The 21,169-nt window shown below is 63.9% G+C and carries 24 protein-coding genes and 1 tRNA gene; 19 read left to right on the plus strand and 6 right to left on the minus strand.

From position 1 onward, the window contains the following. The first annotated feature begins 66 nt into the window (after nt 1-66). The 4 genes from F561_RS0100515 to F561_RS0100530 all read left to right on the plus strand — a co-directional run bounded on the left by F561_RS0100515 (nt 67) and on the right by F561_RS0100530 (nt 3,821). Complete coding sequence (locus F561_RS0100515; protein WP_019007978.1) at nt 67-1,344, plus strand: S1C family serine protease; 1,278 nt, start codon at nt 67-69, stop codon at nt 1,342-1,344. Then, on the plus strand, nt 1,341-2,492 hold the full coding sequence (locus F561_RS0100520) for a tRNA nucleotidyltransferase/poly(A) polymerase family protein (protein ID WP_019007979.1): 1,152 nt from the start codon (nt 1,341-1,343) through the stop codon (nt 2,490-2,492). Before F561_RS0100515 ends, F561_RS0100520 begins: the two co-directional genes overlap by 4 nt. Next, entirely contained in the window at nt 2,489-3,130 is a 642-nt protein-coding gene (locus tag F561_RS0100525; RefSeq protein ID WP_019007980.1) for a hypothetical protein, read from the plus strand. Before F561_RS0100520 ends, F561_RS0100525 begins: the two co-directional genes overlap by 4 nt. Nucleotides 3,131-3,212: 82 nt before the next feature. Further along, nucleotides 3,213-3,821 (plus strand): site-2 protease family protein, encoded by a 609-nt coding sequence (locus F561_RS0100530; RefSeq protein ID WP_019007981.1) that lies wholly within the window; start codon nt 3,213-3,215, stop codon nt 3,819-3,821. Between the two features lie 102 nt (nt 3,822-3,923). On the opposite strand, the gene trhA is transcribed toward F561_RS0100530, so the two are convergent. Together trhA and guaB are read right to left on the minus strand one after the other, a co-directional pair. After that, nucleotides 3,924-4,583 carry a PAQR family membrane homeostasis protein TrhA gene (gene trhA, locus F561_RS0100535; protein WP_019007982.1) on the minus strand — a complete coding sequence of 220 codons (660 nt, stop codon included), beginning with the start codon at nt 4,581-4,583 and terminating at the stop codon, nt 3,924-3,926. Nucleotides 4,584-4,731: 148 nt separating this feature from the next. Beyond that, a complete protein-coding gene (gene guaB / locus F561_RS0100540) occupies nt 4,732-6,258 on the minus strand; it encodes an IMP dehydrogenase (RefSeq protein ID WP_019007983.1) in 1,527 nt (508 codons plus the stop codon). 140 nt (nt 6,259-6,398) lie between these two features. Between guaB and F561_RS0100545 the strand changes: the two genes are divergently transcribed. Continuing rightward, nucleotides 6,399-6,474, plus strand: a tRNA-Ala gene (locus tag F561_RS0100545). Nucleotides 6,475-6,540: 66 nt separating this feature from the next. On the opposite strand, the gene F561_RS0100550 is transcribed toward F561_RS0100545, so the two are convergent. Next, a complete protein-coding gene (locus tag F561_RS0100550) occupies nt 6,541-8,259 on the minus strand; it encodes an outer membrane protein assembly factor BamB family protein (RefSeq protein ID WP_019007984.1) in 1,719 nt (572 codons plus the stop codon). 135 nt (nt 8,260-8,394) lie between these two features. On the opposite strand from F561_RS0100550, the gene F561_RS0100555 reads away from it, so the two are divergent. From F561_RS0100555 to F561_RS0100570, 4 genes are all read left to right on the plus strand, one after another. Next, a complete protein-coding gene (locus F561_RS0100555; protein ID WP_169389468.1) occupies nt 8,395-8,958 on the plus strand; it encodes a hypothetical protein in 564 nt (187 codons plus the stop codon). A gap of 84 nt (nt 8,959-9,042) precedes the next feature. Continuing rightward, on the plus strand, nt 9,043-9,513 hold the full coding sequence (locus F561_RS0100560; protein WP_019007986.1) for a metallophosphoesterase family protein: 471 nt from the start codon (nt 9,043-9,045) through the stop codon (nt 9,511-9,513). A gap of 34 nt (nt 9,514-9,547) precedes the next feature. Continuing rightward, nucleotides 9,548-10,540: an MBL fold metallo-hydrolase gene (locus F561_RS0100565; protein ID WP_019007987.1), complete on the plus strand. Its 993-nt coding sequence runs from the start codon at nt 9,548-9,550 to the stop codon at nt 10,538-10,540. Between the two features lie 105 nt (nt 10,541-10,645). After that, nucleotides 10,646-11,101: a hypothetical protein gene (locus tag F561_RS0100570; protein WP_019007988.1), complete on the plus strand. Its 456-nt coding sequence runs from the start codon at nt 10,646-10,648 to the stop codon at nt 11,099-11,101. Nucleotides 11,102-11,191: 90 nt separating this feature from the next. Here F561_RS0100570 and F561_RS0100575 read toward each other — a convergent pair whose 3' ends face one another. Together F561_RS0100575 and F561_RS0100580 are read right to left on the minus strand one after the other, a co-directional pair. Then, a complete protein-coding gene (locus F561_RS0100575; protein WP_019007989.1) occupies nt 11,192-12,322 on the minus strand; it encodes a citrate/2-methylcitrate synthase in 1,131 nt (376 codons plus the stop codon). Between the two features lie 154 nt (nt 12,323-12,476). After that, nucleotides 12,477-13,208, minus strand: coding sequence for a hypothetical protein (locus tag F561_RS0100580; RefSeq protein ID WP_157451429.1), 732 nt, complete (start codon nt 13,206-13,208; stop codon nt 12,477-12,479). 381 nt (nt 13,209-13,589) lie between these two features. Here F561_RS0100580 and ccsA point away from each other — a divergent pair, with 381 nt between their 5' ends. The 10 genes from ccsA (at nt 13,590) to F561_RS24410 (ending at nt 20,628) form a co-directional block, all read left to right on the plus strand. Further along, on the plus strand, nt 13,590-14,318 hold the full coding sequence (gene ccsA / locus F561_RS0100585) for a cytochrome c biogenesis protein CcsA (protein WP_019007991.1): 729 nt from the start codon (nt 13,590-13,592) through the stop codon (nt 14,316-14,318). After that, on the plus strand, nt 14,311-14,502 hold the full coding sequence (locus F561_RS24400; RefSeq protein ID WP_019007992.1) for a hypothetical protein: 192 nt from the start codon (nt 14,311-14,313) through the stop codon (nt 14,500-14,502). Before ccsA ends, F561_RS24400 begins: the two co-directional genes overlap by 8 nt. 1 nt (nt 14,503) lies before the next feature. Then, complete coding sequence (ccmE, locus tag F561_RS0100595) at nt 14,504-14,980, plus strand: cytochrome c maturation protein CcmE (protein WP_019007993.1); 477 nt, start codon at nt 14,504-14,506, stop codon at nt 14,978-14,980. Between the two features lie 22 nt (nt 14,981-15,002). Next, nucleotides 15,003-17,000 (plus strand): heme lyase CcmF/NrfE family subunit, encoded by a 1,998-nt coding sequence (locus tag F561_RS0100600; protein WP_019007994.1) that lies wholly within the window; start codon nt 15,003-15,005, stop codon nt 16,998-17,000. A gap of 131 nt (nt 17,001-17,131) precedes the next feature. Next, complete coding sequence (locus tag F561_RS0100605; RefSeq protein WP_019007995.1) at nt 17,132-17,710, plus strand: TlpA family protein disulfide reductase; 579 nt, start codon at nt 17,132-17,134, stop codon at nt 17,708-17,710. 41 nt (nt 17,711-17,751) lie between these two features. Then, nucleotides 17,752-18,243 (plus strand): cytochrome c-type biogenesis protein, encoded by a 492-nt coding sequence (locus F561_RS24405; protein ID WP_019007996.1) that lies wholly within the window; start codon nt 17,752-17,754, stop codon nt 18,241-18,243. Further along, on the plus strand, nt 18,240-19,286 hold the full coding sequence (locus tag F561_RS0100615) for a c-type cytochrome (RefSeq protein WP_019007997.1): 1,047 nt from the start codon (nt 18,240-18,242) through the stop codon (nt 19,284-19,286). Before F561_RS24405 ends, F561_RS0100615 begins: the two co-directional genes overlap by 4 nt. Beyond that, nucleotides 19,283-19,867: a Rieske (2Fe-2S) protein gene (locus F561_RS0100620; protein ID WP_019007998.1), complete on the plus strand. Its 585-nt coding sequence runs from the start codon at nt 19,283-19,285 to the stop codon at nt 19,865-19,867. The genes F561_RS0100615 and F561_RS0100620 overlap by 4 nt, the downstream gene beginning before the upstream one ends. 33 nt (nt 19,868-19,900) lie before the next feature. Then, a complete protein-coding gene (locus F561_RS0100625; RefSeq protein WP_019007999.1) occupies nt 19,901-20,134 on the plus strand; it encodes a KTSC domain-containing protein in 234 nt (77 codons plus the stop codon). 50 nt (nt 20,135-20,184) lie between these two features. Further along, nucleotides 20,185-20,628 carry a GNAT family N-acetyltransferase gene (locus F561_RS24410; RefSeq protein ID WP_019008000.1) on the plus strand — a complete coding sequence of 148 codons (444 nt, stop codon included), beginning with the start codon at nt 20,185-20,187 and terminating at the stop codon, nt 20,626-20,628. A gap of 22 nt (nt 20,629-20,650) precedes the next feature. On the opposite strand, the gene F561_RS0100635 is transcribed toward F561_RS24410, so the two are convergent. Then, nucleotides 20,651-20,938 carry a hypothetical protein gene (locus tag F561_RS0100635; RefSeq protein ID WP_019008001.1) on the minus strand — a complete coding sequence of 96 codons (288 nt, stop codon included), beginning with the start codon at nt 20,936-20,938 and terminating at the stop codon, nt 20,651-20,653. Between the last annotated feature and the right edge of the window lie 231 nt (nt 20,939-21,169).

A 21,169-nucleotide genomic window follows, 5' to 3' on the forward strand; every position in this document is an offset into this window, starting at 1 on the left:
GTTGCCCTTCCCACTGACCACTCACCACTAACCACTCACGCCCCTTCCCCACCCTACAATTCCCCCATGAAGGCCCGCATTCTTGGAATTTCGCTGGTATTGGTCGGACTTGGACTGGGCGCAACGCTGCTCAGAGATCAGGTGCCGGTGGGCAATGCCAGTTCTCCTGCTCCAGCCGCCCGCCCCAACGAAGCGGCCGCCAAGTTGCAGAACGAACTCAACACCATCGACATCGTGAAGCGCTTCGAGCCGGGGCTGGTGTATATCAGCACCGAGCAGGACATTGCCAGCAGCGATCCCTTTGGCTGGATGTTTGGCGGCGGCGGTGAGACGCAGGTGCAGCAGGGTGTCGGCAGCGGCTTTTTTGTGAATGCCGGGGGCGACATTCTGACCAATTACCATGTGGTGGCGGGCGAGGCAGGCGCAGGAGCCGCCGACAGAATCCGCGTGCGCGTGATGGGCCGCACGGATACGGTGACGGCCAAAGTCATTGGGTTGGCCCCGCAGTACGATCTGGCCCTGATTCGTCCGCAGGGACTGGATGCCAGCCTGATCAAGCCGATTCCGCTGGGCAACTCTGACAGCCTGCAAGTGGGCCAGAAGGCCGTGGCGATGGGCGCTCCGTTCGGTCTGGATTTCAGCGTGACTGAGGGCATCGTCAGCAGCACCTCTCGCCAGATTCCGATTGGTTTTTCGGCCACGGGCAGCGGCGAGGGCATCACGCAAAAGGCCATCCAGACCGACGCGGCCATCAATCCAGGCAACAGCGGCGGACCTCTGCTGGACAGTGGTGGGCGGGTCATCGGCATCAATACCCAGATCTATTCGCCCAGCGGAGCCAGCGGCGCTTCCCAGAGTGCGGGCGTGGGCTTTGCCATTCCCATCAACGCGGCCAAAAACCTGCTGCCCCGCCTGCAGGCGGCGGGCGGCGGCGTGGTATATGCGCCCAAACTGACCGGGGTGACGCCCGGACTGGTGGTTCAGCAGCGCACGGCGGGCGGCGCACGCAACGTCGCCGTGGGCCTGAGTATGCTGTCCAGCGAGGGGAAAAACACGCTGAACCTGCCTGAATCGGGGCTGGTGGTGGGCCAGGTCGCGCCGGGAACGCCTGCTTACGCGGCTGGACTGCGCGGCGGCAACGATACCCAGGCCTTCAGGGGCGGGGTCATTCAGCTGGGCGGAGACGTGATCGTTGCCGCCGATGGCCTGCCCGTGGACGGTCTGGAAGACCTTCAGGCGGCCCTGATCGACAAAAAAGAGGGCGACACGGTGACGCTGAAGGTGGTCAGCGAGGGCAAGACCCGTGAGGTGAAAGTGACGCTGGACGCCGCCGCCTTTCAGTGACGGGCAGATCAGAGCAGGAAGCCAACGCCGTCTGGAACAGCCTGCCCACCGCAGACCGCGAGTGGCTGAAGCACCTGACCGCCCTGGCTCCGGCGGGGGCACGGGTGGCCCTGGTGGGCGGCGCGGTGCGGGACGGTCTACTGGGAATTTTCTCCAGCGCCTCACCTGACCTGACCTCGCCTGATCTGGACCTGGCGATAGAAGGCGCGGATATTCAGGCTCTGGCCGCAGCCACAGGCTTGCCTTTCACCTTTCATCCCGCCTTTGGCAATGCCACCGTGACCTTGCCGGATGAACGAACAGTGGATCTGATCCGCACGCGGCGCGAAAGCTATCCGGTGGCGGGCGGAAATCCGGTGCCCCATCCCGGAACCCTCACCGAAGATTTGCAGCGCCGCGATTTCGGCATGAATGCGCTGGCGCTGATGCTGGAGCCGGGGGGCGGCGTGAACCTGCTGGACGTGGTGGGCGGTCTGCCGGACGTGCAGGCGCGGGTGCTGCGGCCCCTGCATCCCGGCTCTCTGCACGAGGATGCCAGCCGCTTGGTGCGGGCGGCAAGGCTGGCGGCGCGGATGGGATTGACCCCTCACCCTGAGCTGTTGGCACAGGTACCCGACGCCCTGAAGATGGCCGACCACACGCCGCGCCTGTGGGCCGAACTGCGGCTGCTGCTGGCCGAACCCCGTCCGGGCCGAGCAGCCAGAACACTGGAACACTGGGGCGCAGGGGAACTCTTGCCGCCTGCCAGCCTGCCCCTTTTCGATGCGCTGGACGTTCAGCAGGATCAGCGTATTCCCGTTTCGTTTCAGACCTACGCCGCTGCCCTGCTGCACGCCGCGCCCGATCCCACCACCCTTGCCGCCCGCCTGAATCTGGGCGACAGGCCCGCCGCGCTGCTGGCCCGCGCCCTCTCGGACACGCCTGCCCCGCAAGACAGCCCCGAACGAATCTTGCGGCAATTGCTGCGCCCAGACGCCTACACGCCGCTGACCGGGCGCGACGTGGTGGCGCTGGGTGTTCCGGCAGGCAGGGAGATCGGGGCAGCTCTGGCCTACCTCGCGGAGTTGCGGGCGGCGGGGCAGGTGAAGTCGGCAGAGGACGAACGGGCCGCGCTCAGGCGCTATCTGGCGACCCGCCTCGCCCCATGATCGGCCCCCTGACCCTGCTGACCACCGAACCCCTGCTGCTGCTGGTGCAGGTGGCCGCGCTGCTGGCAGGGATGATCCTGAAGGGTGTGGTGCAGGCCCGCCTCGCCGCACATTGGGGCGACTGGCGCGGCGTGCAGGCGGGTTTTGGCTGGCCCGAACCGGCCATTCACCTTGATTTTTGGCGGCTGGCCCTGCATCTGCTGATCGGTGTGGCCCTACCCCGCCCCGTGCCGCTGGACCTGCATGGGCGAAAAGCCGCCGCTGTGCTGCTCAGTGGACCCCTCACCCTCGCGGTTCTGGCCCTTGTGCTGCTGGCGTTGCAGCGTGCCCAACAGCAGTTTTTGCCCGCCACCGCCGACGTGATCGGCACCGGACTGGGCCGCGCTGCCTATAGCCTGTGCCTGCATGCCCTCTTCAATCTGCTGCCGTTGCCGGGGCTGGATCTGGGGCGCACTTTGGGCAAACTGTCTGAGAGACAAAACGTCCGGTTTCCAGCCGTGCCAGCAGTTCCCCGGCCTCTGCGCGGCACGCTGCTGCCCGCGCTGACCTGGGCGGCCCTGTTTCTTACCGGAACGCTGCAACAGGCCACTGCGCCGCTCTGGGCAGGACTCCAGAGCACCATCGCGCTGCTGCCCTAGCGCCCGTCTGGGCTATCCGTCCGGGCGGGCAGGAAGAATGGCCCCTGTTTGGTTTGCCCCTTCCCCGTAGAATGCAGGGCCTATGGGCCTTCTCAGTCTGCTGACCTCCAATCCCACCGCGTTCGTGATTATCGCGCTGGCCCTCGTTCTGTCTCTCACCGTGCACGAATTTGCCCATGCCTATGTCGCCGACAGGCTGGGAGACCCCACGCCGCGCCGCTTTGGACGGGTCACCCTGAATCCGGGCAAACACCTTGACCCGCTGGGTACGCTCCTGCTCCTGGTGGCAGGCTTCGGATTTGCCAAGCCCGTGCCGATCAATCCGGCCAACCTGGGACGCTGGGGCACGCTGTGGGTTTCGGCAGCAGGCCCGATCAGTAACCTGCTGATCGCTTTCGTTTCGGCCATCTTGCTGCGGGTCCTGCCCCAGAACGACCTGACCTTTCAGGTGCTGCTCACTGTGCTGGGAATCAACGTCGTGTTGGCCGTCTTCAACCTGATTCCCATTCCGCTGCTGGATGGCAGCCGCATTCTGGGCGCACTCGTGCCCTCTCTGGGCCGCAGCCTCGCACAGTTCGAAGCCATGCCGTTCAGCTTCGTCCTGGTGATGGCCTTCATTTTTATCGCCCGCGAACCCATCAACGGAATTATCCGCACAGTGCAGGGTTGGGTCCTGGGTGTGGTGGGTTAGGCACAGAAGACATACTCCGTGGCAATTCAAGGCCCCCGCTCATCGGTCGGGGGCCATTTCCTTCACTTTATTTTCCAGCACATCTTTCTGATCCCTGAATTTTTATTTCAGGCTGAACATCATGGCGATATGTGCGCCCGTACCTGCAAGCACAAACAGGTGCCAGACCTCATGAAAGCCCCAGTGCTTGGGGAATTTGCGCCCGCGTGGGCCGGGCAACCAACGCTTGGTGCCGTACACGACTGCGCCCAGCGAATACATCACGCCGCCTGCGGCCAGCCAGAAAATAGCGGCGGGGGATAAATTGTGGATCAGTTGCGGCATCAGGGCCAGAGCCGTCCAGCCCATGCCCGCGTACAGCAGCGTACTGATCCAGCGTGGCAGGCGCATGGTGACCAACTTGAGGGTGATTCCGGCCAATGCGATTCCCCAGATGACCCACAGGACGGCCTCGCGCCACACTCCCTCTAGGCCGTAGTAGGCGACAGGGGTGTAGCTTCCGGCGATCAGCAGGAAAATTCCGGCGTGGTCCAATTTACGCAGCCACAACAGGCCGCGCTCGCCTGCCCGGAAAGAGTGGTAGCTGGCCGACGCCGCATAGAGCGCCACCATACTGACCCCGAAAACCACGAAAGGCCACAGACTCAGGCCGCGTGAGTGCGCCCACCACAGCAGCGGCCCCAGCACGATCAAGGCCCCCGCCGCCCCCGCCCAGTGGGTGATGGCGTTTACAGGCTCGCGGGGGGCAGACAGTCGGATCATGACTCCAGAGTAGTGCGCCGTGGGATGTAGGGTGTGGGAAGTGGTACACGGTGCAAGACGCCGGAAAAGAGGGCTTTTTGGTGATACAACGGCTCAGGAACAGAGCAGCCCTGCCGCCGCGCTGTTCCTGCTCCCCACTTCCTGTTCTTTATTTGCCCCCGTAGTTGGGCGCTTCCCGCGTGATGGTCACGCCGTGCGGGTGGCTTTCCACGAGGCTGGCCCCGGTGATCCGTACAAACCGGGCGTGGTCGCGCATGGCCTGCAGATCGGGTGCGCCGCAGTAGCCCATGCTGCTCCTGAGGCCGCCCACGAACTGATAGATGACCTCGCTGGCCGTGCCCCGGTAAGCCACGATGCCCTCGATACCCTCGGGAACGAATTTGCGGCTGCCCGACTGGAAATAGCGGTCGCTGCTGCCCTGATCCATCGCGCCCAAGGAACCCATGCCCCGGTAACTCTTGTAGCGGCGGCCATCGCGCAGCACGGTTTCGCCCGGAGATTCATCGGTTCCGGCCAACATGCTGCCCATCATCACGATGCTGGCTCCGGCGGCGATAGCCTTGGGCACGTCGCCCGTCTGCTTGATTCCGCCGTCGGCAATGACCGGAATTCCGGCTTCCAGGGCCACGCTGCTGGCCTCGAAAATGGCGCTGATCTGGGGCACGCCCACCCCCGTCACGATACGGGTGGTGCAGATCGAACCCGGCCCGATACCCACCTTAATCGCGTCTGCACCGGCCAGAATCAGGTCTCTGGCCCCGGCTCTGGTGGCGATGTTTCCGGCGATCACGTCCACGTCAAACTGCTCTTTGACCCGGCTCAGGGCGTTCAGGATGCCCTGGCTATGGCCGTGGGCACTGTCCAGCACCAGCACGTCCACGCCCGACTGCACCAGCGCGGCGGCCCGGTCCATCAGGTCGGCACTCACGCCGATGGCGGCGGCCACGCGCAGACGCCCCAGATGGTCTTTGGCGGCGCGGGGGTATTTCACGCGCTTGGTCAGATCTTTGATGGTGATCAGGCCGCGCAGCATACCGCCCTCATCCGTGACCAGCAGCTTTTCGATGCGGTTGCGCTTGAACATCTCGTGCGCCTGCTCCAGCGTGGTTCCCACCGGCACCGTGATCAGGTTTTCGCGGGTCATCACGTCGGCAATCGGCGTGGTCAGATCGTCCACGAAGCGCATGTCACGGTTGGTGATGATGCCCAGCAGAAGGCCGTTCGGGTCGGTGATCGGCACGCCGCTGATGCGGTACTCACCCATCAGACGGTCGGCATCTCCGACGGTGGCATGAGGGGGAAGCGTGATGGGATCGACGATCATGCCGCTTTCACTGCGCTTGACCTTGCGAACCATTTCGGCCTGCGCGTCGATGCCCATATTTTTGTGAATCACGCCGATGCCGCCCTCACGGGCCATCGCCACGGCCATCGCCAGTTCGGTCACGGTGTCCATCGCCGCCGACACGAACGGGATATTCAGGCGCACGCGGCGGGTCAACTGGGCTTCTACATTGACCTCGTGCGGCAATACGGTAGAATGCCGGGGCTGCAACAATACATCGTCGAAGGTAATGCCTTCTTGTCCAAACTTGTAGGCAAAACGGTCTGATCCACTGTCTGGCGTTTCTTCCGGCAGATGGGGGGCAGTCGGGGTCGTCGCTGGCGCACTCATGGCCCGGAGTTTACTCCGCTCCGTGAAGGCGTGCGGTGATGGTGTCCACACCAGTGGGCCAAGCACTCTCCTTTTTGTGGATTGCCGCGCTGCTTGCACGCTTCAGAACCTCATGCTAGATTTTCTGTCGCCATGAATGTGGGGTCGTAGCTCAGCTGGGAGAGCGCGTCGTTCGCAATGACGAGGTCAGGGGTTCGATCCCCCTCGACTCCACCAAATCAAAAAACCCGCCATCATCGGCGGGTTTTTTTATGATTCGAGGCCAGTTCTAGAGGGTCGGTCTCATTTCCGCACGATCACGTCTGGATATTCCGGCTGAGCTTTGATCGGCGTCAGCTTGGGCAGATTCAGCGGGAAGGCGGTAACGCGCCCCGAACGGGTCAGGGTAATGGCAGGCGTGGGCGTACGGGTCAGCTTGACCTGGGTGGCCGGAAGTTTGGCGAGCGCTGAGAGCGGCACGTACGCGACTTTGCCGAACATTCGCACAGGAATGGCCTGACCCACATCAGTGGTGTTGGCAGCCAGCGTTACCGTGCGCGGCGTCAGAACCCGCACAGTAAGGCCCAGGGCTCCGGCAGCAGGGGTCAGGGGAAGGTAGACCAGTCCGGCTTCGGTACGGGCGCCCGTGGCCGCCGCCTGAGCCAGTTGCGCGGGCGTCAGCACTGGCGCGGGCGGCGTGACCACCACCGGGGGCTTGGGCGTGGTGGGCTGTGTAGGTGTGGTCGGCTGAGTCGGGGTGGTTGGGCGGGGCGGCGTGACCGGAGTGGTGGGGGTCGTGGGTGCGGGCGGCAATCCGGCCAACACCGCAGTGGCCGCGGCGCGGCGGGCCAGCGTGCGGGCCTGCGCCTCTGCGGGGTTCAGGACACGGCCCCAACCACTTGGCACCCCCCGAAAGGTCGTCCATGCGCCGTCGGCCAGAGGACGCTGCTTGGCAAGGGCGCTCAGGCCGCCGCCCTCGGTGACGAAATAGAGCATGCCCTGATCGCTGACTGCCACACCCGTATCCAGCTTCTTGCCTGTTTTGATCGTCCAGAGCGCCTGTCCTGCCTTGCCCACCGCGTGCAGCGTGCCGCCCAGGTCGCCCACGATGACCGTGCCGTCGCTCAGTTCGGCGGCGGGCGCAGCGATGGGCGAGCCTGCCTTGTACGTCCATTCGGTTTCACCCGTGGTATTGATGGCATACAGGCTGCCGTCGTAGCTGCCCACTACCACCAGACCGCCACTCGTGATGATCGGGCTGGCATTCACGAAGAGGCCGGTGGGCTTGGACCAGCGCACCTTACCGTCTGCGCCCACGGCATAGATTCGCCGGTCACTGGAACCGAAGTACACGTTGCCCTGCGCGTCTACGGCGGGGCTACTGAACACCAGCGACCCGGCAGTAAAGGTCCACTTCAGTTTGCCTTCGGGCGTCAGGGCGTGCATGCGGTTGTCCTGGCCGCCGAAATAGATCGTGCCGTCTGGCGCAATGGCCGGACTGCTGAAAATGGGCGCGGCGATCTTGAGCGTCCACAGAATTTTTCCGGCAGAACTGACGGCGTACACGCTGCCGCCCGCTGTGGTGGCGACGATGCTGCCATCGGCACGCAGCGCGGGGCTGGCATACAGGTCCCCGTCCAGCCTGACCCGCCACAGCAGTTTTCCAGCGGCGTCCAGCGAGTACAGATAATCGTCGTAAGAAGCGGCGATCACGTTGCCTTCAGGGGTAATGACCGGATGAGCGCGGCCTATGTCACCTGTGGCATAGTTCCACTTCTCCACGCCGCGTGCGTCGGTACGGTGAATCCGTGCATCCGAACCCACGAACACCAGATCGCCAGTATCAGAAACGGCCACGCCCGAGAGCACACGCAGTTCCTTGAACCAGGCCACCTGCGGCGCGGCAGTGGGTACAGTGGCCGAAGTGGTTGTAGGACGGGCAGGCTGATTGGAACCGGGCTGGGTGGTCCGCGCCGGAGTTTGTGCAGAAGCAACTTGAACGGCCAGCAGAGCACCAGTCATGAGTGTCAGGCTTGTGAGTTTTGAGTGAAGTTTTCTCATTTGAAGGTAAGCTCCTTTACATTGCCTTTACGGTGAGGCGGGTCGGGCGTGAATGGCTGGACGCCCGCTAGGGTAGCCCTTAAGATGCGTTTCGTTATGAAGAAGATTCTCATGCTGACCGCGTTCGCGCTCGCTGGCCTCGCCGCTGCGCAGGACACCACCACTCCTACGGAAACTCCGACCACCACGGAGACGACCACCGATACCACCACCACGACGGAAACCACCACCGATACCACCACGACCGACGCGACCGCGACGATGCCCATGAGCGCCAGCGACGCGTTTGGCAAGGCGCAGGAATACGCCGTGCAGGCCGACGTGGCCTACCCCGTCTCCTTCTACGACCGCACGCTCTGGAAGGCCGCCGTGGACTCCGCCTACGTGGCCGCCACCACCGAAGCCACCAACCGCGACTACAACGCCTACCTGGCCCAGCTGTACACCAAGACCCAGTGGTGGATCAACGCCTACAACGCCTGGGACAAACTCGGTGAACTGAACGACACCGAAAAAGAATACGCCTCGCTGAGCGCAGCAAAACTGGCCTACCTGGCTCTCCAGCGCGGCGACATGGAAGGCGCACGCGCCTACGTCGAGAAGGGCATGGCCTGGAAAGACAGCGCCAGCCTGCAAGCCATCATGAAGCGCTTGATGTAATCCAAACAACTCCAAAAGCCGCGCCCCCACACCGGGAAGCGCGGCTTTTATTTTTTCTTTAACAACAGGGGGAAGTGACAGGTTATGGGCCAGAAATTGCTGGTGATCTCGGATACGCACGGCCTCTTGCGGCCCGGAGTTCTGGAACTGGCAGGGCAGGCAGACGCCGTGTTGCATGCGGGCGACGTGGGAAAGCTGGAGATTCTGAACGCTCTGCGAGAAGCCGAACCGGGAAAGGTTTACGCCATTCGCGGCAACGTGGACCGTACATCCCCACTGAACGCCCTCCCCGAGACTCTGATGCTGGAACTGGAGGGCGTGTGGATCTATCTGCTGCACGACCTGGCCCAGCTTGACCTCGTGCCAGCAGCGGCGGGCGTGCGCGTGGTGATCAGCGGGCATACACATCAGCCAAAGCTGGAGGAACGGGGCGGCGTGCTGTACCTCAATCCGGGGTCGGTGGGGCCGCGCCGTTTCCGGCTGCCGGTGGCGTGTGCGTGGCTGCACATCATTGATGGCCGGGTCACGGCGGAGCCTGTCACGCTAGAGGTTTAGGGAACACGCGGAGGCCGGGTGCTACGCTCGCCGCATGACTGCCGCCGCGCCCCTGCTGACTCCGATTATCGGCACCTTGCATGCCCTCCAAGTGCCGATTCCGTACCCCATGAAAACGGTGACGGTCCTGATCGACACCGGCGGCGGCCAGAGCCCGGTCACCATGATCGACACGGCGCTGGACACCCCAGAAGCGCGGCAAGCCATCGAAGACGGCCTGACCGGGCTGGGTCTGCACTGGCCCGACATAGAGCGGGTCATCATCACGCACCACCACCCCGACCACTACGGTTTGGCCGGGGTCATAGAGGAACGCAGCGGCGCGAGCATCTTCATGCTGGACGTAGGAATAGGGCGCGGCGAGCGCTACTGGCACATGTGGGAGGACTGGTTGCCGGGGCACATCAAGCATATGCAGGATCATGGCCTGCCGCCCGAACTGCTGGCGACACTGGAGGCCGACAGCCGCCGGGGACGCACCCGGGTTCAGCCCGCCGCCCGAGTACAACCCCTGCGCGAAGGCCAGCACGTCACGCTGGCGGGCCGAGAGTGGGAGGTACTGTGGCTGCCCGGACATGCCGACGGTCACCTGGGCCTGTGGAACGAAGGCGATTCTCTTCTGATTGCCGGAGACGCCATTTTGCCGCGCATCAGCCCCAATATCGGCCTGTATGCCTACACCCGGCCCGATCCACTGGGCGACTATCTGCAAACGCTGGGCAAGCTCGAAGCGCTCAACCCTCGCCTGGCGGTCGTGGGGCATCACGGCCCGGTGATGGACGGCGTGCAAGCCCGCGCCCGCCAGTTGCGGGGCCATCACCACGAGCGGCTGGATTTTATTCGGGCAGAGGCCACCGCCCAGCCGCGTACTGCCTATGGCCTGTCTCTGGCCATGTTCAACCGCGAACTGAACACCAGTGGCCGCCGATTCGCGCTGGCCGAAACACTGGCCCACGCCGAGCATCTGCGGCTGCTGGGGCAACTGGCCCGCACCTGGCAGGATGGGGCCTGGGTCTATCACGGGTAAGAAGAGGGTAAGTGATGTGCTCTGAGGTCCTGGGAAAGCAAAACTGACCCCGGAATCCCACCCAAGCCTCAGAACTCTGACCTCAGGCGGCTCTATACTCCGCGCATGACGGAACTGGGGCGCATCGTGAGCGCGTTGACGGCAACTGGACTGGCCGTGGAGACGATGGAAGACGGCGCACTGGTTCAGTACGGGGAAAGCCGGGTGGCACTGTTTACCGAACCGGATCACCGGGGAGGCGTGCTGGTGCGCCTGCACCTCGACCTCGACCTGTTTGTAGAAGAAGAGAGTTTGCCCGACATTCTGGTGGGCATGAACCTGATGAACCAGGGCCTGGATTATGGGGCGCTGATTCTGGACCCCGTAGAAGACGACGAAGACGATTCGCCCTCCGACGCGCCAGTGGTGGCTTTTGCTGTGCTGGGACGCGCCGTGCTGTGGTTGCCCGACCTCGGCCCCGCCGAACTTGACCGCCTGAACGAACACCTGCGCCGCTTTGAAGCAGAGGTGACGCAGGCGGTCGAACGGACACTTCACGGCGGCAAAGGGATGAGCGCGTAAAAACGGAAAGTGGGCTGTAGGGTGCAGGAACAGATGAAGCAGGGCCAGAGATTTGAATTCTCTGGCCCTGCTGTCTGGTGATGCCTGAGCTTAGCGGTCTTGCAGTTTCACGTAATGCGCGTCTTTCTCGCCCGTGTACACGGCGTCAGGGCGCAGCAGGCGGTTGTCGCGGGTGTACTCGTTGACGCTGGCGCACCAGCCGCTGATGCGGGCCAGAGCGAAAATCGGCGTGAAGTATTCCTTGCGGATGCCGAGATCGCTGTAGACGGTGCCGCTGTAGAAATCCACGTTGGGGTAGATGCCCTTGGAGCCGATGCGGTCCACCACCGTTTTCTCGATGGTTTCGAGAATCTGGTAATAGGTGCTCTTGCCCTCTTTGTTGGCGACATGCTCGGCGTAGTCGCGCAGCACGCGGGAACGGGGATCGAAGTATTTGTAGACGCGGTGGCCCACGCCCATGATCTTCTCTTTGCGGTCGAGTTTGCCGTTGATGTACTCGGCGGCCTTGTCGGGCGTGCCCACTTCGTCCAGCATGTCCATCACGGCTTCGTTGGCTCCGCCGTGCAGTGGTCCCTTCAGTGCACCGATGGCGGACACGATGCAGGAGTAGGTATCGCTGAGGGTCGAAGAGGTGGCGATGGCCGTGAAGGTACTGGCATTCATACCGTGATCGGCGTGCAGCACGAGGGCGATGTCAAACAGGCGGGCCTGTTCGGGAGTCGGCTCTTTGCCCGTCAGCATGTACAGGAAGTTGGCGGCGTGCGTCAGATCCATGCGCGGCGCGACGATCTCTTGACCTTCGCGGCTGCGGGCGCTGGCGGCGATGATGGTGGACATCTGGGCAATCAGGCGCACGCTGATGTCGTAACGGCCTTCAGGGGTGGTGTCCTCGGCCTGAGGGTCGAACAGCGCGAGGTAGCTGACCGCCGTGCGGAGCGTCTGCATCGGGTGGGCGTGGCGCGGAAAGGACGCGATCTCTTCGACCAGCTTTTCCGGGAGGGCGCGGTTGGCCCGCAGATCGGCGTCGAACTTCGCCAATTCTGCGGCTTTGGGCAGACGGGCGTGCAGCAGCGCAAAACTCAGTTCCTCGAAGGTACTGTTTTCGGCCCATTCCTGAATGGGAATGCCCAGATGGGTGAGGATGCCCTCGGTTCCGTTGATAAAGGTCAGCTTGCTCTCGGTGAAGAGGACGCCTTCCAGCCCCTTGGCGATATCTGTCATGTTGCGCCTAACATACCACCGGTCAGGGCAGCGGCGGTTCAGAAGCCCATCAGAAATCCGGTTCGTCCCCGCTGTGGTGACAACACTGACCTGAAGAAACTCAATGGAAAAAGGCCAATCCTGGCTGGACTGGCCCTCCCTCCAATCCTCCAGCCTACTCGCGGGCGACGAGAATCACCGCGCAGCCGTCATGGTCTGCTGTGGTTTCCGTGGCCGTATCGATTTTGGCTTTCAGGTCTATGTAGCCCTTTTTCTTGAACACTGTGTTGGCCGTCAATTGGTCGGCCAGATTTTCACGGGCAATCATAAAGTTGTTGAAAGAATGACCCGGACTGGGCAGCAGCCGGAAATCTTCGGCACTCACTGCACCGATGAACACGTAACCGCCGCTGGTTTTGACCGGGCCGAACATACGCCCGTGATTGTTGCTCTTCCACCACGGGCCATCGCTGAAGGCCTCACCGCTTCCCTGCGGATATTGAGCGTACAGGCGGCCATTCAGGTAGCCAAAATACCCGGTGCTGTGCCCACCCTTGGGACCGTAGCCCGCCTTATTCATACTCTCCAGCATCCGGGCGGTAGCCGCCTCAGGTGTGGGGGCGAATTTGTCGATCAGAATCACGTTCACGGGTTCGCGGAGGATGCGGCCTTTATATTTTTCTCCCAACCAGGTCGCATTTTTCAGGTCTCTGGTGATCATCCACAGGCCCATATCACCCACGTCGTCGATGCCCGCAAACACTTCTCCTGGGGCGGGTACAAACGTGGCTGGGCTGGGTGCGGGGCCGCCGCTCTGGGCTGGTGCACAGGCATTCAGCAGCAGAGCGGCAGACAGAACGACGGTAGTGGTGGCGAGGGTGGTCAGGGCAGAGCGGGGTCCGGGCATGGTCATTCCTTTAGGCGCAGAGAGAAGAGAGGTGAGGTCGCGGCCAACACAGCGGGGGCACTGGTGAGGCCAGGCGTTGGGCCACTCATCGGGCCAGTGCCGAAGCCACACTGAATGCGTGGTTTATCACAGACACTTCTTCTAAAGTACCGCACAGCGGCCCCGGCTTTCTTGAGCTGGCAAAGGAATGAATCGCAGCCCACAGCGGGGGACACTCGCACTTGGTTTGCGTGTGCTCAAGCGCCATCCTTTGGCGGTAAGGTAGCAGGACAAAAAACGAGGAACACCCAACCACAGAGCAATCGACAGAACACGGATCGCCCGCCCGGTCAAACGTCACGGTAACGCTGAGGGGCGCGGATCAAAATAGGGAGTGTGAAGATGAAAGACCGCGTGACCACCCCACTGGGGGCCGTAACACTGCTGCTGCTGCTGGTGGCAGTGGGGCTGGGCCTCAGTTCGCCGCTGGACGTGAATCAGGGTTCTCTGGTGCGCCTGATGTTCGTGCATGTCCCCACCGCCTGGGTCAGTTACCTCGCTTACGGCGGCACGGGTCTGTTCGGGCTGCTGTACCTGATCACCCGGAAGCGCCGCTGGGACCGGCTGGCAATGGCAAGCGGAGAACTGGGCGTGCTGTTTACGGTGGCGACCATCGTGGGCGGGATGCTGTGGGCCAAGCCGACCTGGGGCACCTACTGGGTCTGGGACGCCCGCCTGACCACCACCGCCCTGAGCCTGGTCGTGTACGGCGGCTACCTGCTGATCCGCGCCATGATCGACGATCCCGAACGCCGCGCCCGCGTGTCGGCTGTGGTGGGCATCGTGGGCACGCTGTATGTGCCGATCAATTACATGGCCGTGGAGTGGTGGCGCGGCGTGCACCAGACGCAGACGCTCAAGCTGCTGGGCAAAGTTCGTTTCGACGCCGCGCCCATTTACGGCTGGGTGCTACTGATCGCCACTGCCGCCTTCACTCTGCTGTACATCTACCTGCTCCGGGTGCGCGGCATCGTGGCGGCCCGCGACGAGGCCCGCGAGGAACGCGAATTGATGAATGACCTACAGGGTGACCTGAACAGCCTGACCCCCCAGGGTGGTTTACGTGGATAAGTACGCCGTGTACGTGATCGTGGTGTATGTGGTGACGCTGCTCTTGCTGGGCGCGTATCTGGTGTGGCTGGCCCAACGCCTACGGGCCACCCGGAATGAGGCTGGATTGACCGAACAGGTCAGAGCTACCAGCACTCCGGGCAACCAAACTTCTAGCCGCCAAACTCCAGGAAAGAGAGGCTGAAATGACCGTTCCTTCGTCTCCCCCCTCCTCATCGCCGCTGCCGCCCGCCCGCCGCCGCAAGCGCAGCCCGCTGCCTGTGGTGCTGGGCGTGGTGGCGCTGGTGGGCCTGACCGGATTTATCGCCTTTGGAAACCTGGGCAAGAGTTTGGAATATTTTGTGACCCCCAGCGAGTACCTTCAGCAGCGCACAGAGCTGGAGGGCCGCCCCATCCGCATCGGCGGGCTGGTGAAGGCCGTGCAGTACAACCCGCAGACGCTGGACCTGAGATTTACGGTCAGCGACGGCGGGGCCAGCTTTCCCGTGACCTACAACGGCGCAGTCAGCGACCTGTTCAAGGAAAATCAGGGCGTGGTGGTGCGCGGTGAATTTACGGGCGATACCTTCCATGCGCGTGAACTGGTGGTCAAGCACAGCGAGGAATACAACGTGCCGAAAACCCAGGCCGAACTGAAAGACCTGCTTCAGCGCACCGAATGAGGTCGATACGGAAGTCTCTATGATGCTGAATCTGATCTCCTTCCAATCCAGTCCGTTGGGTGCGCTGGGGCAACTGGCCCTGCTGGCGGCGCTGGCCTTTACGCTGGCAGGCACCTGGCTGGCGGTGTTGGGCGGCGTGCGGGCCGATGCGCGGGCCACCGAAGCAGCGCGGCGGGCCACTTGGGCTGTATTCGCGCTGGTGTCTCTGGCGGCTCTGGTGCTGATGACGGCCCTGCTGCGCGATGATTTTTCGGTGCGGTACGTGGCCGAACATTCCATGCGGGCTTCTCCGGTCTGGGTCAAAATCACCAGTCTGTGGGGGGCGCTGGAAGGCAGCGTGCTGCTGTGGGCGTGGCTGCTGGCGGGCTTCACCTTTGTTCTGAGCCTGACCCTGCGGCGCGATTCGCTGCGGCCCTGGGCACTGGGAGCCATGTTTGTCAGCCTGCTGTTTTTTGTGGGCGTGTGCGCGTCGGTGGCTTCGCCGTTCACGCCCGTTGCCACCCTGCTGGCCGATGGGCAGGGGCCGAATCCGGCGCTGCAAAACCATTGGATGATGGCCGTACACCCGGTCCTGCTGTACCTGGGCTTCGTGGGCCTCAGCGTGCCGTTTGCCTACGCGGTGGCCGCCCTGATCACGGGCCGCCTCAGCGATCACTGGGTCACGGTCACGCGGCGCTGGACGCTGGTGGCGTGGGTCTTTCTGACCGCCGCGATTGTGGCCGGTGGCTGGTGGAGTTACGAAACGCTGGGCTGGGGCGGCTACTGGGCATGGGATCCGGTCGAAAATGCCAGCTTCATTCCGTGGCTGCTGACCACCGCCTTTTTGCACAGCGTTCAGATTCAGGAGCGCCGGGGCATCATGCGCTCCTGGAACGTGTGGCTGATCGTGTTGGCCTACGCCAGTACGGTACTTGGCACCTTCCTGAACCGTAGCGGCATCGTGCAGAGCGTTCACGCCTTCGCGGGCGGCCCGGTGGGGCCAGTCTTTCTGGGCTTCCTGGCCTTCTTGTTGGTGGCCGGAATCGGGTTGGCCGCGTGGCGTGCCCCCCAACTGCGCGACGACGGCGATCCGCCTTCCGCCCTCAGCCGCGAGGGAGCCTTCTTGGCGGGCAACTGGTTGTTTGTCGTCTTCGCCGTGATGGTCCTGATCGGCACGTTGTTTCCCACCTTTATCGAGGCCGTGCAGGGCCGACGGGATGCCAGCGTGGGGCCTGCTTTTTACAACGCCTTTGCCATTCCGCTGGGCCTTGGCCTGATGCTGATGATGGGCGTAGGCCCACTGCTGCCGTGGCGCAGGGCCGATGGACAGACGTTCTGGCGGGCGCTGCGGCCCCTGCTGATCGTGGGCGTGGGCGCGGCGGCTCTGGCCTTCGTGCTGGGCGTGCGCGGTGCGGGCGTACTGGGGACGGTGGCGCTGGCCGCCTATAACCTGCTGGGGCTGGGGCTATTGACGGCCCGCGCCCTCAAACAACGCCGCGAAGCAAGGCAGGGCGGTGGCTTCCTCGGTCTGGTGCAGGAGCAGCCCCGCCGCTACGGAGCCTATACCGCTCATATCGGGCTGGTGGTGCTGGCGCTGGGGCTGGCCTTCAGCGGAGCCTACCGGGGCGACGCACAGGCTTCACTGAGTGCCGGGGCGGCCCCCAAGGCCCTCCTGCACGAGCAAGTTCAGCTGGTTTCTCTGCGCCAGGAAGACAAACCCTATGGCACCAGCGCCATTGCCCGCGTGCTGATCGATGGCCGCCCCTTCGAGGCCCGACTGAACACCTTCCGGCAGGCTCCCGGCACGCTCTTTCCCTCTCCTGCCGTGCGCTACGGAGCACTCACCGACACTTACCTTGTACTGACCAGCATCGACCCGGCAGGCAAGTGGGTCAGCGTGCGCCTGATCGAAAGCCCGCTGGTGTCGTGGATCTGGTGGGGAACCCTGATCGTGTGCCTCGGCGCGGGCCTGACGCTGGTTTCTCCCCGTCAGGTGCGCGTGCGGCGCGTGCCGTCTGGACTGGCTTCCGCAGCAGACTAGAAACCCTGAGTGGTGAGTAGGCAGTGGGAAGAGCAACGGCAGAAAAAGAGTTTGACAGCCACCCTTCGATCCTCGCCCAGCTTCCGCAGGGGGCGAGGGCACAGACCAGAGAACCTGACAGAGAGAACCTGATGACTGACTCCAGCACACCCACATCCAAATCCGTACCCGCACCCACCTGGCGGCGTTTTGTTCCGCCCCTGCTGGCGGCCTCGCTGGTGGCTGTGCTGGGAGTGGCCCTGCTCAGCCCTGCCCGCAACAACACGGACGGCGGCCCGCTGATCGGCAAACCCGCGCCCGCGTTCGCGCTCAAGACGCTGGACGGCTCGACCCTGAGTCTGGCCTCACTGAAGGGGCGGCCCGTGGTGGTCAATTTCTGGGCCTCCTGGTGCGCTCCGTGCCGCGAGGAAGCGCCGCTGTTCCGTGAACTGAGTACCCGTCAGACGGCGGGAACCGGTCTGGCGGTGGTCGGCGTGCTGTTTCAGGAGACCAGCGAGAAGAGCGCCCGCGACTTTATCCGCGAATACGCGCTGGCCTACCCCAATCTGCAAGACCCCGGCATCAAAACGGGCATCAATTACGGTGTCAGCGGCATTCCTGAAACCGTGTTCATCGACGCTTCCGGCATGGTGAAGCACATGGACAGAGGCGGCCTGACCCGCGAGCGGCTGAATGTGGGGCTGGAAAAAATCGGGGTGAAGGGGATTTGAGGGGGGCTGTGGGGGGTAGGAGGTGGGATGTAGGAAGGGCGTTGGCACTGGCTTTCGCGCTGGGCGCTTCTGCCCTGGCCGCCGCACCCCTCACGCCGCAGCAGGAAGCGCAGGTGCGGCAGATCGCCGTGAATATCCGCTGCCCGATCTGTACGGGCGTGCCCATCACCGAAAGTACCAACGACATCAGCCGCGAGATGCTGCGCGACGTGCGCGAACAGGTGGCCGCCGGACGCTCGGCGCGGGATGTGTACGCCTACTTTTCGGCGCGGTACGGCAATTTCGTGTTGCTGGATCCGCCCAAAGAGGGCAGTAACCTGCTGCTGTGGGGTGCGCCACTGGCGGCTCTGGGCGGCGGCGGCGCGGTGTTGTGGCTGTTTTTGCGGCGCAGGCAGAATGCGGCGGCTCCGGCCCCCCTGACCGAAGCCGCCGCCGATGAACCCTTCGACCCCTTTCTGGCACAGGTTCGGCGCGATCTGGGCCAAAGCAGTACAGACAGAAGCAATCCAGGCAGAAACGGGGGCAACCCATGATCCTGAGCGTGCTGCTATTGGTGCTGATCGTGGGCGCGGCGCTGCTGCTGATGCTGTCTCCCCTGCGGCAAGGCACCCCCGATGACCCCGACGCTCCCGAACGTACTCGGCTGCTGACCGAACGAGACCGGCTCTATACCGAACTGGCCGCACTGCATGAGGACGACCCCAAACGCCCTGACCTGGAGCGCCGCGCCGCCCTGACCCTGCGCGGGCTGGACGCCCTGCCGCCCGCCGTACAGGGCAACGCCCGGCGCACGGGCCGACTGGCCCTGATCGGCGTGGGTGTCATGGCCCTGCTGACGGTGGCCGGAGCCTTGACCTTCGTTCCGCGCTGGCAATTGGCCGCCCTGAATGCAGACGAATCTCGGAACGTGCAGGCGGTCCTTGAGTTGCCGGGATTGCGCCGCGCCGCCGAACGCACAGATACGGACGCCGCTTACATGGCGTGGGGCAAGGCCGCCTTCGATTCCGGGCAATACGATCAGGCGGTCACGGCCTACGGAAATGCCCTCAAGCAAAATCCCCGCCAGCCCGAAGCCCTGCGCCGACTGGGCATCTTGCTGCTGACTCGCGGCGAGCAGACCGGACAGAAGATCAGTGATGCCGACGCCGAACGCGCCACGCTGCTGATTCGCACGGCGGCGCAGTTGGCCCCCAGAGAGGCCGAATCCCAGTTGTTGCTGGGCTTTGCGCTGGCCCGCTACGGACAGGACGACGCGGCCCTCACCGCGCTGGAAAGCTACCGCACCCTTGACCCCAAGGGGCGCGACGCCGATGAGCTGATCACGGCCATCCGCGCCCGCCAGAACGACAGCGACCCGGCCCTGCGCGTGTACGCGGCCAGTTGTGCCAGTTGCCACGGCGCGGCGGGCGGCGGCGGCATCGGCCCCAGCCTGCGGGCGTCTCGCCTGACACGGGAATCTCTGAAAGCCGTGACCTTGCAGGGACGCGGAGCCATGCCCGCCTTTCCCAATCTCAGTGCTGCTGAATTGACCGGGCTGCTGGACCTGATGGAGAAGTGGCAAGAAGAGGGCCAGTGAGCCGACTGGAAGGCCGCCGTATCCTGTCGCGCCGCGCCCTGCTGGAGCGGTGGTGGCTGCTGCCGGTGGCCGGAACCGTCGGCGCGTTCGGCTACATGGGCTGGTACGGCTCCCGCGTGCTGCTGGGCAAACAACAGGTCGGCCCGCCTGAATTCGTGTCAGGCACGCCGCAACGGGTCGCGGCCCTGTCTGAACTGACACAGGACTGGGCCGAGGTGAACTTCAACTATGACCGGCGACCCTGTACCGTGCTGCGTGTGCCCACTGCGGTGGCGGGCGGCCTCAGCGTGGGCGGGCAACATTACGCGGCCTATTCGCGCATCTGCACCCATCTGGGCTGCACCGTGAATCTGGTCCGCGACCCGGAAGTCCTGGCCTTCGCCTTCAATTACCGCCCCCCACCCGACGCCAACCATCCGCAACTGGGCTGCCGCTGCCATTACAGCGTGTTTGACCCCTTGCAGGCAGGCGAGGCCGTGTTCGGCAAGGCAAACGGCCCGCTGCCCCGCGTGCGACTGGAAGTGCGCGGCCAAGAGCTGTACGCCACGGGCATAGAATCTGCGCCACAATCGGGCCAATAGCAACACGCTGTGCGGCGGGCATAACATACTTCTATGAGCGTCCCACTCTTGCCTGTGGAATCCAGCATGATCACCCATGTAGGCTACGACCCCGCCACCCAAACCCTGACAGTGTTGTTTGGAAACGCCAAATTATACGAGTACAGCGAGGTCGAACCAGAGATGTACGAAGCGTTGATGGCGTCTTCTTCCAAGGGCAGTTTTATGAGAAACGAGATCATCGACTGTTACCCTACCCGACTCGTCAAGAAGCAGGGCCGCCGCTGAATCCCCTGACCATCTCTCACGGCGATGTACAGACCGCCTCCGCAATCCTGATGGCCTCTGCCGAAGCGCTGGCGGCACGCGGCCAACCGCTGTGGCCCGCACAAAGTCTGACGCCTGAACGCCTGGCGCGGTACTATCCCGATTCGGGCTGGCGTGTGGCCTGGCAGGGGGATCAGGCCGTCGGCGCTTATGTGCTGCTGGAACAAGACCCGCCTTTCTGGCCCGATGACGCACCGGGAACGGCCCGGTATCTGCACAAGCTGGCCGTGCATCCTGCCGCACAGGGAGGCGGTTTGGCGCGGCGGCTGCTGGCCGAAGCCGTACAGGAAACGCGCCGCGCAGGCGTGCCCTACTTGCGGCTGGACACTGCCTCAGACCGGGCCAAATTGCGGGCACTGTACGAGAATTTCGGATTTCAGAACGTGGGAGAGCGGCAGGTCGGGGCCTACCACGTGGTGCTGTACAGCCTGAATGTGATGGATTCTGGACTCTAAGCCCGCTCAGACGGAATCCATCTCAGCTGCCCCGCCCCACCAGTTCGCTGCCCTTCAGAACCGTGCGCTGGAAGGTGTGCAGCGCGTCTACCTGAGCCTGCATATGGGCGATGCTGCCGCGCACCAGTTCAAACTCGGCGGGGGTCGTCCAGCCGGGGCGCGGAATCAGCTTCAGCAGGCGCTCCAGCGAATCCGACGCGGCCAGTTCGCGCAGGCTCAGGCGCAAGGCCCGGACTTCACGGGTCAGCGTTTTGATGTCGTGCAGGGTGTCTGAGGGATGGGGCTGGGTGGGGGCAGTGGATGCAGTCATGGCACTTCCTCCGAAGGGTAAAGTTGGCCCGCGCCTCCGCTTCCAATTCAGCTTGGCCCGCGCCTGACCTCATCATCGTCACACGGCATGATCAGGCCATGATCAGCCCGGAGACTGGGCGCACCTGTCTGACCGACGCTCTTTTCTCTGAGCCGCGCCGCGCTAGACTGCTCAGCGTCGTGCCCCCGCACGGCCATCCCACAGAGCGCCGAAGGGTTTTTTCTGCCCTGT

It is taken from the genome of Deinococcus aquatilis DSM 23025, from assembly GCF_000378445.1.
GTDB lineage: Bacteria > Deinococcota > Deinococci > Deinococcales > Deinococcaceae > Deinococcus > Deinococcus aquatilis.

Excerpts from the sequence above, each read along its gene's own strand:
- F561_RS0100600 (WP_019007994.1), top strand. The coding sequence starts at position 15,003 with ATGCTGAATCTGATCTCCTTCCAATCCAGTCCGTTGGGTGCGCTGGGG.
- F561_RS0100605 (WP_019007995.1), top strand. The coding sequence starts at position 17,132 with ATGACTGACTCCAGCACACCCACATCCAAATCCGTACCCGCACCCACC.
- guaB (WP_019007983.1), bottom strand. The coding sequence starts at position 6,258 with ATGAGTGCGCCAGCGACGACCCCGACTGCCCCCCATCTGCCGGAAGAA.
- F561_RS0100555 (WP_169389468.1), top strand. The coding sequence starts at position 8,395 with ATGAAGAAGATTCTCATGCTGACCGCGTTCGCGCTCGCTGGCCTCGCC.
- F561_RS0100570 (WP_019007988.1), top strand. The coding sequence starts at position 10,646 with ATGACGGAACTGGGGCGCATCGTGAGCGCGTTGACGGCAACTGGACTG.
- ccsA (WP_019007991.1), top strand. The coding sequence starts at position 13,590 with ATGAAAGACCGCGTGACCACCCCACTGGGGGCCGTAACACTGCTGCTG.
- F561_RS0100580 (WP_157451429.1), bottom strand. The coding sequence starts at position 13,208 with ATGCCCGGACCCCGCTCTGCCCTGACCACCCTCGCCACCACTACCGTC.
- F561_RS0100565 (WP_019007987.1), top strand. The coding sequence starts at position 9,548 with ATGACTGCCGCCGCGCCCCTGCTGACTCCGATTATCGGCACCTTGCAT.
- F561_RS0100530 (WP_019007981.1), top strand. The coding sequence starts at position 3,213 with ATGGGCCTTCTCAGTCTGCTGACCTCCAATCCCACCGCGTTCGTGATT.
- F561_RS0100615 (WP_019007997.1), top strand. The coding sequence starts at position 18,240 with ATGATCCTGAGCGTGCTGCTATTGGTGCTGATCGTGGGCGCGGCGCTG.
- ccmE (WP_019007993.1), top strand. The coding sequence starts at position 14,504 with ATGACCGTTCCTTCGTCTCCCCCCTCCTCATCGCCGCTGCCGCCCGCC.
- F561_RS0100625 (WP_019007999.1), top strand. The coding sequence starts at position 19,901 with ATGAGCGTCCCACTCTTGCCTGTGGAATCCAGCATGATCACCCATGTA.
- F561_RS24410 (WP_019008000.1), top strand. The coding sequence starts at position 20,185 with ATGGCCTCTGCCGAAGCGCTGGCGGCACGCGGCCAACCGCTGTGGCCC.
- trhA (WP_019007982.1), bottom strand. The coding sequence starts at position 4,583 with ATGATCCGACTGTCTGCCCCCCGCGAGCCTGTAAACGCCATCACCCAC.
- F561_RS0100550 (WP_019007984.1), bottom strand. The coding sequence starts at position 8,259 with ATGACTGGTGCTCTGCTGGCCGTTCAAGTTGCTTCTGCACAAACTCCG.
- F561_RS0100560 (WP_019007986.1), top strand. The coding sequence starts at position 9,043 with ATGGGCCAGAAATTGCTGGTGATCTCGGATACGCACGGCCTCTTGCGG.
- F561_RS0100515 (WP_019007978.1), top strand. The coding sequence starts at position 67 with ATGAAGGCCCGCATTCTTGGAATTTCGCTGGTATTGGTCGGACTTGGA.
- F561_RS0100635 (WP_019008001.1), bottom strand. The coding sequence starts at position 20,938 with ATGACTGCATCCACTGCCCCCACCCAGCCCCATCCCTCAGACACCCTG.
- F561_RS0100525 (WP_019007980.1), top strand. The coding sequence starts at position 2,489 with ATGATCGGCCCCCTGACCCTGCTGACCACCGAACCCCTGCTGCTGCTG.
- F561_RS0100575 (WP_019007989.1), bottom strand. The coding sequence starts at position 12,322 with ATGACAGATATCGCCAAGGGGCTGGAAGGCGTCCTCTTCACCGAGAGC.